Source organism: Mesorhizobium caraganae (assembly GCF_016836705.1).
GTDB lineage: Bacteria > Pseudomonadota > Alphaproteobacteria > Rhizobiales > Rhizobiaceae > Mesorhizobium > Mesorhizobium caraganae.
On sequence record NZ_JAFCGY010000008.1, the window covers coordinates 16,588 to 30,604 of the forward strand.

Annotated in this window: 6 protein-coding genes and 9 pseudogenes; 12 read left to right on the plus strand and 3 right to left on the minus strand. The window is 60.6% G+C overall.

Annotation, left to right across the window (positions count from 1 at the left end; genetic code table 11):
- Positions 1-11 precede the first annotated feature (11 nt).
- From JQK88_RS16680 to JQK88_RS16695, 4 genes and pseudogenes are all read left to right on the plus strand, one after another.
- Positions 12-854: pseudogene (locus tag JQK88_RS16680) on the plus strand (transposase); the annotation flags it as partial.
- A gap of 376 nt (positions 855-1,230) precedes the next feature.
- On the plus strand, positions 1,231-1,431 hold the full coding sequence (locus JQK88_RS16685) for a hypothetical protein (RefSeq protein WP_203278878.1): 201 nt from the start codon (positions 1,231-1,233) through the stop codon (positions 1,429-1,431).
- Positions 1,432-1,873: 442 nt separating this feature from the next.
- The gene (locus JQK88_RS16690) at positions 1,874-2,176 is read left to right on the plus strand and encodes a hypothetical protein (protein WP_203278879.1); all 303 of its coding nucleotides are present in this window, start codon (positions 1,874-1,876) and stop codon (positions 2,174-2,176) included.
- Positions 2,177-2,596: 420 nt separating this feature from the next.
- Positions 2,597-3,893, plus strand: a pseudogene (locus tag JQK88_RS16695) (IS110 family RNA-guided transposase).
- 218 nt (positions 3,894-4,111) lie between these two features.
- Here the strand turns inward: JQK88_RS16695 and JQK88_RS16700 are convergent.
- Positions 4,112-4,405, minus strand: a pseudogene (locus tag JQK88_RS16700) (IS481 family transposase); the annotation flags it as partial.
- A gap of 995 nt (positions 4,406-5,400) precedes the next feature.
- Between JQK88_RS16700 and JQK88_RS16705 the strand changes: the two are divergent.
- The 4 genes and pseudogenes from JQK88_RS16705 to JQK88_RS37445 form a co-directional block, all read left to right on the plus strand.
- Positions 5,401-6,975 (plus strand): putative glycosyltransferase family protein, encoded by a 1,575-nt coding sequence (locus tag JQK88_RS16705; protein WP_203278881.1) that lies wholly within the window; start codon positions 5,401-5,403, stop codon positions 6,973-6,975.
- Positions 6,976-7,114: 139 nt separating this feature from the next.
- Positions 7,115-7,396 (plus strand): hypothetical protein, encoded by a 282-nt coding sequence (locus tag JQK88_RS36200; protein ID WP_246749865.1) that lies wholly within the window; start codon positions 7,115-7,117, stop codon positions 7,394-7,396.
- 125 nt (positions 7,397-7,521) lie between these two features.
- Positions 7,522-7,770, plus strand: a complete 249-nt coding sequence (locus JQK88_RS36205) for a hypothetical protein (RefSeq protein ID WP_246749866.1) — start codon at positions 7,522-7,524, stop codon at positions 7,768-7,770.
- A 358-nt stretch (positions 7,771-8,128) separates the two neighbouring features.
- A pseudogene (locus JQK88_RS37445) lies at positions 8,129-8,227 on the plus strand (IS5/IS1182 family transposase); the annotation flags it as partial.
- Here the strand turns inward: JQK88_RS37445 and JQK88_RS16715 are convergent.
- On the minus strand, positions 8,225-9,160 hold the full coding sequence (locus JQK88_RS16715) for an IS110 family RNA-guided transposase (RefSeq protein ID WP_203278939.1): 936 nt from the start codon (positions 9,158-9,160) through the stop codon (positions 8,225-8,227). The pseudogene JQK88_RS37445 and the gene JQK88_RS16715 overlap by 3 nt on opposite strands.
- A 126-nt stretch (positions 9,161-9,286) precedes the next feature.
- Here JQK88_RS16715 and JQK88_RS16720 point away from each other — a divergent pair.
- The 3 pseudogenes from JQK88_RS16720 to JQK88_RS16730 all read left to right on the plus strand — a co-directional run bounded on the left by JQK88_RS16720 (position 9,287) and on the right by JQK88_RS16730 (position 12,251).
- Positions 9,287-10,097 (plus strand): annotated as a pseudogene (locus JQK88_RS16720) (IS5 family transposase).
- 119 nt (positions 10,098-10,216) lie between these two features.
- Positions 10,217-11,118: pseudogene (locus tag JQK88_RS16725) on the plus strand (IS110 family RNA-guided transposase); the annotation flags it as partial.
- A gap of 105 nt (positions 11,119-11,223) precedes the next feature.
- A pseudogene (locus JQK88_RS16730) lies at positions 11,224-12,251 on the plus strand (IS110 family RNA-guided transposase).
- Positions 12,252-12,541: 290 nt separating this feature from the next.
- On the opposite strand, the pseudogene JQK88_RS16735 reads toward JQK88_RS16730, so the two are convergent.
- Positions 12,542-13,629 (minus strand): annotated as a pseudogene (locus tag JQK88_RS16735) (IS1595 family transposase).
- A 177-nt stretch (positions 13,630-13,806) separates the two neighbouring features.
- On the opposite strand from JQK88_RS16735, the pseudogene JQK88_RS16740 reads away from it, so the two are divergent.
- Positions 13,807-13,968, plus strand: a pseudogene (locus tag JQK88_RS16740) (IS21 family transposase); the annotation flags it as partial.
- Between the last annotated feature and the right edge of the window lie 49 nt (positions 13,969-14,017).

Here is a 14,017-nt window from a genome sequence, read left to right on the forward strand (position 1 = left end):
ACGAGACGATGGCGGCAACACGCCGCTCGGTACAGGAGTATCTCGACACGTTGGACGATGCCGCGTGGGGGGCGGCGAGCGAGGTGAAGCCGAAGTTCGTATCAAGGTCCGACCCGGCGGCTCAGTGGACGGGAGCGATGAAGGGGCATGCCCTCTTCGCCTACGCCACCAACTATCTGATTGACCTGGATCACGCCGTCATCGTGGACGTCGAGGCAAGCCGCGCCATACGCCAGGCGGAAGTCGGCGCGGCACGCACCATGATCGATCGCGCCCAGGATCGCTTCGGCCTCTATCCGGAACGCCTGGCCGCCGACAGCGCGTACGGCTCGGCCGAGATGTTGGGCTGGTTGGTGCACGAGCGCGGGATCGAGCCGCATATCCCGGTCTTCGACAAGTCGGAGCGTCGCGATGGGACCTTCGAGCGGGCAGAGTTCAGCTATGATCGCAAGCGCGATCTCTACACCTGTCCACGCGGCAAGGAGCTCAGGCAGTATCGTCGGCGGTTCGCTTCACCCCGCGACGGTGTCGACGACGAGGGCTTCATGCGCTACCGCGCCAGCAAGCTCGACTGCGACGCCTGCGCCCTCAAGCCGCGATGCTGTCCGAACGGTCCAGCGCGCAAGATCCTACGCTCTATCCACGAGGGTGCGCGGGACATGGCCCGCGATATTGCCGCCACCGACGCCTATGTCACCTCGCGTCGCGAGAGGAAGAAGGTCGAGGTGCTGTTTGCCCACCTCAAGCGCATCCTGAAGCTGGATCGCTTGCGACTACGAGGACCAAACGGTGCCCGAGACGAGTTCCACCTGGCAGCTGCCGCCCAAAACCTCCGGAAACTCGCAAAGCTGATCTTCTTCTTCATTCCTGTCGAGATCGTAGATAAGGTCTGGCCGCTCGTCCGAACGCGGTGGCCTCGCCGGCACGTCGGCGCCGTTCAGGATCCTTGATGAGCGTGCCAGGACGGCATCGATCTCGGCAAATTCCTCAGCCAGAAGATCGCCCTCAGCATCCTCCCGAACATCGGCTTCAACGGAACTGGCTCCAGCCCCCTCCCCTTCCCGGTTTTTTTGGCCCTCCGCCGCCGGCATGGCGCCACCCCGGCCGGTTAGGGCCAAAAAACCTTCCCGGCCGAGCGCCCAGTCCGGCTTTTGCGAAAAAAATTCGCCGGCGAGTTCGCAGCACCGCGTGTGCCCGCATGAGCTCGTGGGTCGGGGTGCGGATGTCCATATGCGCGTCATGCAAGACGAGGTCCTCGAGGTGGACCAGCTCGCCCTCGAGCCACAGCGCGGCGGCCGCGTCAGCAAAGTGCTGGCGTTGGATGGACCCTTCGCGGACCGGCGAACGGGCCAGCCGCTCGTCGATCCGCGCCAAAACCTCTGTCGCTTTTACTTCCCGATTTCAAATGCCGGCATGTCATGTGGCGGTTAGATTTGCGCGCTAGAAATGGCGTGATTTTTCGCTAACGATTTCACTGACTGCTCGATTTGCCTATCGATTGCACACGCGAAAACTAGTTTACGCATTCCGCCACCACAGGCGGGCACATGGGCTACCCCCGTTTCCTGCTAAGTTCCTGCTGGGACACCCAACGGCGGTGGTTTATTCCCGATCGTTCCAGCCGGGCGCAAATCCGCACAAGCTCCGCGCCGATCGCGTCGCGCCGCGGACAGCTTTTCCTCGAAGATACGGTGGCAACCGGCCGTGCCAAGATCAGCGCGCTGCCGGTCGAGGTCCGGGCCGCACATCGACACACGGCATTGCCGATGAACACTCGGCCGACGTCGAAATCCGGTCGGCCGCTCGTGCTCCCGGACCGTTGCGAGCCTTCTTCCTGCGCGTGCGAGCCCGGCGCGGACAGCATGTCGCGGCCGTGGCAACCGCACGCAAACTCTCTGTCGTGATCTGGCATCTGTTGATGAAGGGCGAGAGTTACGCGTGGGCTCGACCCTCCCTGCATGCCAAGAAGCTGCGCGATGTGGAACTCAAGGCCGAGAGCAAGGCTGTGCGCGGCCAAAAGGGGGCCGCGCACGCCTACAACATCAAGAGCCACCGGGAAGAAGAGCGCCGCTGGGTGGAGCAGGCCGAGGGCGCCTATGCACGCTTCGTCGCTGGTTGGAACCCGCGAGGTCCGAGAAAGGCGCGCACGGATGCCGCAAACGAGGTGCGACGATAGAAGCTGCGCGGCAGGGCTCTCACCTCGGACCCTGCTCTTCGCCACGCGGTCGTCCGTGCGCGACAGGAGAATAGCGCAGATTTATCAAAAAGGCTCTTGTCGATCACATCAGTGGTCCACGGATGCCTGGCCTTGGTCGTGCGGTGCTCGATGTCATTCCTGGCGCAGGCGTATTCGAAGGCGTGAGCGCGGAAGAGTTCGCCATTTGCGATGGCCTCCTTGATCAGTGGCACGGCCGAGCCGCCGGCGCCGGGGGTGGTGAACTGGATGCCGTAGCACCTACGGAAGGAATGAGCGGGGGCAGCCGAGACAGCGGTGCGCGCAGCTTTTCGCTGCAAGCGCGCACCGCTGAAGGCGGCCATGGCCAGTCAAGGTTTCTCTAGAATGTGAGTGTTCACAACCCATTCGGAGAGGCCGACCATGACCAGCGCACATATTATACCCGCCGATGCGGTGTTGGTAGCCATCGACATTGCCAAGGTTCGCAACGAGGTTCTGATCGAAGACCCAAGCCATAAACGTCGCCGCCGGCTGCAGGTCCTCAACAGCCGTGCAGAGCATGACCGTCTGATCGAGATCCTTCAGGCCTATGGCAGACCCGTGATCTGCGCCTTCGAGGCGACCGGGAACTATCACCGGCCCGTCGCATGGCGCTTGGCTGAAGCCGGTTTCGAGGTGCGGCTGGTGTCGTCGCTGGCACTCGCCCGAACCCGTGAGGCTTTGCACAACAGCTGGGACAAGAACGATCCCAAGGATGCGCAGGTGATGCTGCACATGCTCAAGATCCAGGCGACCCAGCGCTACCATGATCCACTGCGCGCCGGCATCAACGATGTGCAGGAGCTGCCGAAGACCCATGAAGCGATCGCAAGGGCCAAGACCGAGATACAGCACCGCATCCTGACGCATTATCTGCCGCTGTATTTTCCCGAGATCGATCGCTTCCGGGGAAACAGCCGCAGCGATTGGTTCTTCGCTTTCCTCGATGCCTTTCCGACACCGGCAAGTATCACGACGCTGACGAAGGAAGAGTTTGTGACAGCCGCGTGGGATGTCGTCGGCCGCAAGGTCAGCAAGACGCAGATTCTGATGGATATTTACGAGACGGCACGCACATCGATCGGATTGCCGTTGCCGCTTGATGCCCCTGCCATTTGTATGTTCCGGATGGTCATTGCCGAAGCACGCAGCCTGATCCGGCAACGCAATGAGATCGAAACGCAGGCCGACGAACTGCTGCGGCACAGCCAGGATTACCAGCTCCTGCGACAGATCCCGGGCATCGGGCCGATCAACGCGTTGACGATCATTGCCGAAGCCGGCGATTTGCGCCGCTTCCATCATCACCGCCAGTTTCTCAAATTCTGCGGGCTGGACCTCTCAACCCAGCAGTCAGGCCAATATCGCGGCCAGACCCGCCTTTCCAAATTCGGCAATGCTCGGCTGCGCCGAACCCTCTGGATCGCCGGGCAAGTCGCCATCCGTCAGCGTGAGAATGGTTTTCGACACAAGTTCGAACGCTACATCGCGAGGGATCGCGACAATCCCGATCTGCGCCGCAAGGCGATGACCGCAATTACTGCCAAGATGGCCCGCGTCGTGCACGCCGTCGTTAAGAGCGGTTCCGTCTACCGGCCCTTCGTTGAAGGGCGGGTGCCAGGTGGAAGAACCTCTGTCAGCTAGGGCCGTAAGGGCATCGCTTTCGATGACCCTGTAGATAATGCTTGGGTCTTCCACCTGGATCAGAAGCTCGTGTTGAGGACGGTGAGGGCCGCCATCGTGCGTACCCTGTGTTTGCTATGGACGAGACCTTTTCCTTTGCCGGTGGAAGCCGCCTGGTTCGACTATGGAACTTGACGAGCGTCATGCGGCGAGAGCATGCTGACGAACAGAGAGACTTTGACTGTCTCCTCCATTTCCTTCCGCTCTTAGGACGTTGTCGGTGAGCACAGTGTGGATCCTGTAGGGAACAGCCGCGATCAGGCGCAGCAGGAAGTCTCTCGAGACAGCGGTGGTGGCCTTCTCATGCAGCTCGACAAAGGCGAACTTCGAGGTTCGGTCGATGGCGACGAACATGTGCAACTTGCCCTGTTCGGTGCGCACCTCAGCAACGTCGATGTGGAAGTAGCCGATCGGGTAGCTCTTGAATTTCTTCTTCGCCGGCTTGTCACCCTCGACATCCGGCAGCCGACCGATGCCGTGGGCGTTCTGTCGTCGTGTTGTACAACGAGGAACGCCCACATGGGCGATTGGGCACAAGGCCCCGATCTCCTTGCTTAATCCCGATGGCGCCGCCAGCCCGCTATCGTGAGAAAGCCAGGAAACCTACCTTCCGGCGGTCCAGAGAATGATATCGGAGCACGAGAATTTGAGCCTTCGTCCACGAGCGGTCCAAACATTGGGATCGGACCACGAGGTGAGCGATCCTACCAATTCTTGTAGGCGATTGTGGGGCTCAGGTCGGTTAGAAGCTCCTTGATCCTGAGGTCCGTTGGAATGGGCCTCTTGCTAGGAGGCTGGCATGAAGGTCTATGCCAAGAGAGAACCACTTTGCCAATGGAAGGACGTTGTCGGTCTTGCTGGAGCGGACTTTGCTGGCTCTGTCCGCCGTAGCCACAGCAATCCTTTTCGCTTGGCTGTTATACTACAGCGGTTACGGTCTCAATCTCGAAGACGAAGGTTTATACGTCAACTTCATCGCGAATTCATTCCCCCTACGCAATCAATACTCCGCCTTTCGGTTTCGTTTATCACTGGCCTGGGTGGGGGCGATATTGCAGTGCTTCGCATAGCGAACGTCAAGCTTGCCATGGCGCTGGGCTGGATTCTCAGCATGGCATCACTCGTCTTTCGCCCCGGGCAGGGCGGACTACGTCGTCGCGGCTACGTTCCACCCCCCGTCGTTGACTGGGATTATCGATATGGTTTGTATTTCTGTTCAAGTCCGTACGCTCCGCCGAACCGGCGGAGCAATCCTGCCGGGAAGCCAGGCGACAACGGCCGGACAGCCAGAAATGGCGCCAATAATGAAAGCTGTCCGGCGGACTTGCTTTGATTGGGCACGATGTCGATGCCGGCGTGAACCTCTGAGCGTCCCGAGCTGGCCTCTGTATCCGCCGTTTCCTGCTTGATTCGTCCCCGGGGACCATTCGCCTGCGATGGCGAACCGTGATGGGCGCGTCAGAACAACCCGCTACGGTTGAAGAATTCGGGGCGAGGGCCTGATGACGAAGCATCGCATATTGGCAATTTTCTTCGCAGCTACCGCGCTGATGCTTCCGGCTTTTTTGTCCGGGCACATCATCGGCCACAGCAGCCATTTTAACGTCCCTTGGTCAGCCGGTTTTGCTAAGCAACTGTTCGCTGGGGAATTATACCCGCGCTGGCTTCCCGACATGACCCGGGGCACCGGGAGCCCTGTGTTCTATTTCTACGGTCCGCTGCCGTTCTACTTGGCAGCACCGTTCCATCTGATCACAGAGCCAAGAATGGCTGTCATGCTTGGATCGTGGCTCATGTTGGCGCTTTCCGGGGTTGCTTTTTGTCGCTTGGCTACGGCGTTCGTGCGATCGGGACCGGCGTTGTTCGCGGCCGCGTTATACATGGCAATGCCCTATCACCTCTCGATCGATATCTGGCATCGTGCGGCCTACGGGGAGCAGGCCGCATTCATCTTCATCCCCCTTTGCCTGCTGTGTGCGTTCTCACTCGGTCGGGGATGGATCTGGGCGCTTGGCTTGGCGGCAAGTTACGCTGGTTTGGTTCTCTCACACTTGCCGTCGACTGTGCTGTTTTCCCCCTTTCTTGTGGGATTCTGCTTTTGGTCGGCGTGGCGCGCCGAAAAACCGGCTGCTGTATTAGCGCGCGCTGCGGCTGCTGCGGTCCTAAGCGGCGGATTAACTTCGGCATACGTCGTTCCCGCCCTGTGGCTCCAGGATATGATTCAAGCCGATGTCTGGGGAATCTACCGCCCTGCCGAGCATCTCCTTTTCAACGGGTCAACGTACGCGATGTACGAATTCCTTTCGCTGATGGCGGGAGCGGGAGTGCTGGTAAGCGCTGTGGCCATATGGGTGACGGCAAGTTCGGGTCGCTGGCGTGCAGTCGCTCCTTGGACGGTCATCTCTGCAGCCGTTCTTCTTCTTGTGACGCCGGCGTCAGGTTGGTTGTGGGGCCTGTCCGAGACGGTCGACCGGGTTCAGTTTCCCTGGCGCGCCTTGACGATTTTTGATGCGGCAACGTGCATGCTCGTCGCCGTCGCATTAGATGCGCGCGGTGCGGGCTACAGGATGGCAACAGGCATCGCGGTTGTTCCGGTCTTTGCCGTCATCACGGCAGCGTTTGTGCTCGGTCGCGGGGTAGTTGGCCCTGGAATTGCAGGGCTTCGCCCCACTCCAGATGCTTTAGAAGATTCCCTCATTGCTGCTCACGCCGACGCGCTTGAATACTTGCCGGCCTGCCGTGGTCGCTCGGTGGGAGAGGAGACCACGTTGGTCGCAGTGGAGAGAGATCTCCGTCGAGCGCGCCGCATCGTCGATCCGCGCATGCCCCTTCTATACTACTACCCCTTCTTGGAGGTCGTGGCGGACGGTGCCCGCGTCGAAGCGCGGTGCGATCGGCAGACGGGGTTCTTGATCGCGGATATCCCGGATGCCGCCCAGACAGTTGAGGTAATACGTCGGGGTACGACTGCGGAAGTCATTGGCCTCGCCGTCAGTATGACATCTTTGCTGGTGTGGATTGCAGGCTTCGTTGCGGCGGTGGACTGGAGAGGCGCTCTGAAGGCTTCGCGGCGATAGTGTCCTGAAGGTTCTGCAAAAAACTCTTGTCGGGCCACATGAGAAATTGACCCCCGCATTGCCTCAAGCAAAATGTTACCGATAGTGTCGCTGTTCCGAATGGGATGGTCAGGTGTTGTCATCCCGATTCGGAGGATGGATGGCAAGGCGGATCAGCATAGCGACACGGTCGGAATTGGTGGAAGCAATTGTCGAGCGGTATCGATCGGGGAGCCGAAGCGATAAGCGCCTCATCCTCGATGAGTTCGTCGCGGTGACCGGTTATCATCGCAAGCATGCGATCCGAGTGCTCCGTCATCGCGCGTCGAAGACACCCGGCAACAAGAGGCACAGCCTTCGCTATGGCGGCGATGTTCGCGAAGCGCTCGTGGTGTTGTGGGAGGCATCGGAGCGGCTGTTTCCAAACGGCTGCGGCCGTTGATACCTGTCTTGTTGCCACCGCTTGAGCGGTATGGCCGGCTAGAGCTCGATGCCGCGCTCCGCGGCAAGCTCCTGACAATGAGCCCCCGTGTTGTGGCTCGCGGCGGCCAGCGCCGCCGAGCAGGAATGAGTTCGGCGGTTCGCCGATCGGTGCCGGTGCGCACCTTCGGGGATCCGCCGCCCGGTTACGTCGGGGTCGATTTCGTGGCGCATTCCGGCACATCTTCGTCCGGCAGCTTTGTGCAGACGATGGTGTTGACCGACATTGCTACGGGATGGACCGAATGCGTTCCGGTCCGCACGCGCGACAGCGGCAATGTGAGCGTGGCGATCAAGCAGGCCCGCTCGTTCTTTCCCTTCCCCTGCGGGGCGTAGATTTCGACAACGACCGGCCCCTTGACCGTAACGATCCGCAGTCTGTGTCCAGATATCGACTGGTGGCTGCAATTTCCCCTGACGCGGAACTCCTCCTCTGCGTTGCGGTCGCACGGGCGATGCAGCCGTCTCTGCGGAACTCTTCCTGCCCGCAAGAGACCGCGGTGGTCGCGGTCAAAAGACCTCGCGTGAGCTTCACAGCGCGCATCTCAACCTGCAGAACATCCGCAGGGCACTCGCCCGGCCGGAGTTCCGGCTGCGGTGAGGCGGCTGCCTATACGCCACCACTCAGAGACCGTTTTGAAAAATCGGCTTGCTATGGGTTCCGTCTGAGGCTGGGTTATGATTCAAGCTGTGGATGTGGACAGAGCAGAGCCGTGGCCGGATGGCCCAGATTGCCAAGAAGACCAAGCGCTACCCGTCTGATTTGACGGATGAGCGACTATCTGAGGTGTCAAGTTGCAATCGCGAACTCTTTTCGCGCGTCGCGTGCTTTTGCATTGAGAATGACGAGCAGCTTGCGGGCGAGTGCAATGCGAATGACCATCTTTTCCTTTCCGGCAGCCTGCAACCGTTGCTTGAAAGCGGCCAGATGCGGATCATATTTGGCGACGATGCCAGCAACGAGGAAGAGAACGCCGCGCGGCCCCGCGCGACCGCCGCGCACTGGTCTTCGACCGCTGCGCTTGCCGCTGTCATTGGCGATCGGGGCCAGGCCGGCCAGCTTGGCGATGGCCTTGTTGGAGAGGATGCCGATCTCGGGCAACTGCGCCATCAGCCGCGCCACGGTGCGAGAGGCAACCCCCTTGAGCGAGCGGAAGGCCCGGTCGAGACATGCCCACAGCGGATCGTCATCGATGAGTGTGGCGATCTCACCCTCGAGCCTGCGGCTCTGGCGCGCAAGCAGCGCGATCACCTCATCAAGGCTGGCGATGGTTTCGGCGTCGGCAGTGCTCTTGCGCTGCTTTTGAATGGTGAGATCACCTCCCACCTGGGAAAGCCGCGCAACCAGCGCCTTGAGCCGCTGCTGGGCCGCGCTCGGCGGCGGCGTCGGCTTGAGCCGCTTGACGGCACCATAACGGGCAATCACGGCGGCATCGATCCTGTCGGTCTTCTCCAGGAAGCCCATGGCCTCGGCGAAGTAGCGAACGCTCCTCGCATTGGCCATGCCGCAGGGTTGCCCCATCTCCCACAACAGCAGGAAGGCCAACCGTTCGTAGCCGCCACTGGCCTCCAAGACGACGAGTTCGACGTCATTGGTCTGACACCAGGCGGCCAGATCGGCAATGCCTGCCGCATCGTTGGCGAAACGGCTTGCCGTTCCAATCGGCTCGATATGGGCGTCGAGCCAGTCTTTCGAAATATCTATTCCACAGAGGGTCGTGTTCACGGTAACCTGCCTTGTGCGTGCGATTGGAGCCAAGCGACTATTCGGTCGTGCGTGACGAAGGCGAAGATCCCAGGCTCATCCACGGTTGTAGCCGCAGGGGTGTCGGGCGACTTCGCCAAGCCTCGAATCGGATGGCCGTCCGGTTCGAGGCTCAGTCGCTTCCATCGCACAAAGTCTCCTCCGTGCAGATACAAGGAGTGGGAGCAGTTCGCACCGCTGATGCCCAAGCCTGGGCGTCGCGGGCGTCCGCGCGAGATTGATTTCCGTGAGGTGGTCAACGCGGTGCGCTACCTGGTCCGTTCCGGTTGCGGTTGGCGGATGCTGCCGATCCATTTCGGACCCTGGCAGACGGTCTACGGCTGGTTTCGCGAATTGGCGCGGCGCCTTCTGTTTCAGACCATCCACGACGTGGCGCTGATGCTGGATCGCGCGCGAGCCGGGCGCGAGGCCAGTCCCACGGCTGGCGTGATCGACAGCCAGTCGGTCAAGGCTCCGCAAGCTGAAACAAGGGGTTACGACCGGCAAGAAGATTGTCGGCCGCAAGCGACACATTGCCGTCGATACGGATGGGCGGCTGTTGATGGTCAACCTCACCACCGCCGATATCTCCGACAGTGCCGGCGCTCAGGCGATCCTGGATGGTATCCGCAAGCGCTGGCCCTGGGTCAAGCATCTGTTCGCCGACGGCGCCTATGACCGGCTGAAGCTCATGGACAAAGCCACCTGTCTCGACTTCGTGGTCGAGATCATCCGTCGATCCGACGACCAGAAGGGCTTCGAAGTTTTGCCCCGCCGCTGGGTCGTCGAGCGGACCTTCGGCTGGATGACCCGATTGCGCCGCCTCGTGCGCGACTACGAGCAGCGCATCGACGTCTCTAACGCCATGATCCTTGTCGCAATGGGCGGCAATCTCATTCGCCGAAACGCTCATCCGTGATTTTCAAAACAGATGGGGTGATTGGGGGTCTCGACCGAGCCAGATGATGGCGGCTGCGCCTGTCGAAATGTGAAAACGTGGTCGATGTGAGTCGCCACAAACATTTGGAAGGAGCAGCCATGAAGTACTTTGCCGGACTGGACGTGTCTTTGGAAGAGACCTCTATTTGCATTGTCGACCAGACTGGCCGGATCGTGAAGGAGGCGAGAGCGTTGAGCGATCCACAGGCGTTGTGTGAAGCGCTGAAGGGGACCGGCTTGCCGCTTGAGCGGATCGGCCTGGAAGCGTACTCGCTGACGGCCTGGCTTCACGATGGACTGCACGCCGAAGGCTTGCCGGCGACCTGCATCGAGACGCGCAGGCCAACGCGGCGATGAAGACGATGCCCAACAAGACCGACCGCAATGACGCTCGCGCGCTGGCGCAGATCATGCGCACTGGCTGGTATCGGCAGGTGCATGCCAAGAGCAGGCAGTGCCGGCTGTGGCGTTCGCTGCTGGTTGCCCGCCGCACGGTGCTGAACGAGATGCGTTCGATCGAGAACGTAGTGCGGGCGATCCTGCGCGAGGCCGGCGTCAAGCTGGGCCTGCCGTCGCGCAGCGCGTTTGCCGGCCGCGTGCGTGAGTTGACGGGCGCTGACGCCGAGGTGATGGCGATGGTCGAGCCGCTGCTTGCAATCCTCGGTATCATGTTGAGAGAGTTCGCCCGCCTGACGAAGCAGGTTCTCAACATCGTGCGCAATGAAGAAGTCTGCCGGTGGCTGAAGAGCGCGCCGGGCGTCGGGCCGATCACCGCGCTCGCCTTCCGCGCCACGATCGACCGGCCAGAGCGGTTCGGCTCGTCGCAGGCTGTGGGGGCGCATCTGGGACTGACGCCGGCACGCTACCAGTCCGGCGAAACCGACATCCAGGGAAAGGTCAGCCGATGCGGCGACGAACTTGCACGCATCGCGCTTTATGAGGCGGCCCACACACTGCTGGTGCGATCGAAGAAGTGGTCGAGCCTGAGAGCATGGGGCATGAACAAGGGGTCGGAACAAGATGGGGTGGTTGCCGCCCTCCCCAGACGGCATCGCAGTGTGCCAGAGTTGTGATCCATAAAGGTCACACAGCGGAGAGGACGGCAAATGAAGAATATAATGATCGGGGTTGATCTGGCAAAAAATGTTTTACAGCTCCACGGGGCGTCGATGACGGGCGAGGTACTGTTTCGCAAGAAGTTGTCGCGCGGGCAGTTTCTGCGTTTCATGCAGAGCCAGCCGACGGCTGTTGTCGTCATGGAGGCTTGCGGCAGCGTCCACTACTGGGCACGCGAGTTGATGTCGCTGGGCCATGAGGTCAAGCTGATCGCACCACAATATGTGCGCCCTTTCGTCAAGCGTCAGAAGAACGACGCTGCTGATGCGGAAGCGATTGTCATTGCGGCACGACAGCCGGAAATGCGTTTTGTCGAACCTAAAACACCGGATCAGCAAGCACGGGCTGTTCTATTTCGAGCGCGAGAACGCATTGTCCATCAACGCACGGAACTAGTGAACGCGCTGCGCGCAATGCTCTATGAATATGGGCATGTTATTCCTGTGGGCCTCGGACACATCAAACGGTTGGAAGCCATATTGAACGACGCGGCTGGTAACCTCCCCGATCTCGTACGCGAAGAAGGCCATGATCTCTTGGCACAAATCGGTGAAAAGACCGTCAGAATTGACAACAAGACCCAGAAGCTGGCCTCTCTCGCCAAGCAGACCGATATGGCGCGGCGTCTTCAGACTATGCCGGGTATCGGGCCGATGACCGCTGTGGCGGTCGAAGCTTTCGCGCCAACGATGGAAAACTTCAAATCGGGGCGCAACTTTGCCGCCTGGCTTGGCCTCGTGCCGCGACAGTTTCGTCCGGCGGCAAGGAAAGGCTGGGTAAGGTCTCGAGGGCCGGCCAGGTCGACATTCGTCGGCTGCTGATCATCGGTGCCATGGCTCGCGTAAATTGGGCGAGCCGCAAGGCAACATCCACTGATCCCTGGATGATGCGTATGCTTGGAAGAAAGCCCCGAATGCTGGTGGCGATCGTGCTGGCGAATAAGATGGCACGTATGATCTGGGCGATGCTGATGCGGCAGGAAGATTATCGGAATCCGGGGTTGCCGGCGGCTGCATGAACGCAGCTATCGTCAATGTCGGCCAACAGGTGTGAGAAGTCGATGACCCGAATGGGCACAAGATCGAACGATCCGGCTCAGGAAAACAGCACTGCTCTTCGAGCTCAGAGCTCGTGAACAAGATTTGGACCTGATCCGCTGATCACCATCCCGGCCAGCGGTCGCTGAAAACGCCGCAAATGAAGGCCTGACAGAAGACCGCATTCGATCACACGTTCAAAAGGTAAGAAACGACTTGCACAACGGGCGGCAACCACAGAAGAGCAGTGCGAAATCGTACGCGGCCTTTATCAACCAAAGACAGCTACGGCTGATTTGATAATGATGCCGCCATCCGGGCTTCGGCGCATCTGACGACCCGTGGCGGTGCGAAAAACATTCGTCAATTGCAGCGCAGGCGGCACGCGCGACCACAGGGCTCGCACGCTCTCCCGGCCATGCCCGGTTTTGCGAATGACGTTTCCTGTGACGACGCGCTGCGACCATCGGAAGCCGATCGCGTGGAAATACAGGTCGGCATGCTGCGGGCTGATATGATGAAAGACGCCGGCGATGGTACGGCGGACGCGGGAGTTGAAGCCCTCCACTGAATTGACGTGGACGGCGTCGCGAACATACTCACCGCTGGAATGCTTCACTGTCTCATGCTTGGCAAAGCTCTCACCAATGGCCATGAATGCCTTCCACTCGTCGCTCATCAAATGAGCTCCCGATTCGATCTGCGCTTCAATGACGCGTTCGCTTGCTCGCGCCGAGAGACCGGTCACGACCGCGGCACGCGCGTCACCGGCCAGAGTGCCAGGCATTACATCGGTCGGTCGCCGCACCATTGCCATGACCGGCGTTTTGTCCGTATTCGTCTGGCCTTTCCGGCCGCGGCCCGGAGGCGGGTCGTCGGGATTCTTTCTGGGCCTTCCACCGAGATGGAAATGGTCGATCTCCACCGTGCCGGCGAGCATGTTCTCCCGCGCCCCCATGAGACGCAGTGCATGTCCCATCCGCCAGGCCGTTGGCTGGCTCACCCCGAGCGCCTCGGCCAGGCGCACCGACGACAAGCCCTTGTCGGATTGCAGTAACAGCCACATAGCCTTCAGCCAAACACGCGCTTCGTGGAGTGCAGAGGCGTGTGTGTCGTCACCGTGAACTGGAACCGGCAATCGCCGCTGGAACATTGATAAAGACCCGGTCGGGCGCGCCGCTTGCCGGTATCGCGATCGGCAAGCGCAATCGAGCGTTTGAATCCGCAGGCGGGGCAGATCCGGCCATCCGGCCACACCATGCTTTCCAGCAACCGACGGCAATGCTGCTCATCCCGGAAGGCCGCGATCATTTCTTCAACAGTCCGAATGCTGGAAAGCGCTGCAAGCATTTCAGGCATTCTCACCTCCTTCAGATCAGCCCAAAGAAATCGCAGGAAAAGCCTTAGACCACAACGATATTGCCGTCTTTGGTTGATAAAGGCCGCGTACGATTTCGCACTGCTCTTATTCCGACCCCCGCTTAGCCACGCGCGCTACATCTTCGCCTCCTACGTCATGCATGCACCAGGACCTGCAGATTCTGCTGCGCGTATCGCGCCAAAACCAAGGGCGAGGTCGAGCGACCGTTTCGCTATGTCCACGAGGACTTCTTCCTGGCCCATTCCTTCCGCAATCTCAACGATCTGAACAACCAGTTGCAGGACTGGCTCGACACCGTCGCCAATGGCCTCCTGCATCTGTGTCAGCGCGGTGATCCAACCACCGATGTGCTGGAGCGAGGCATAG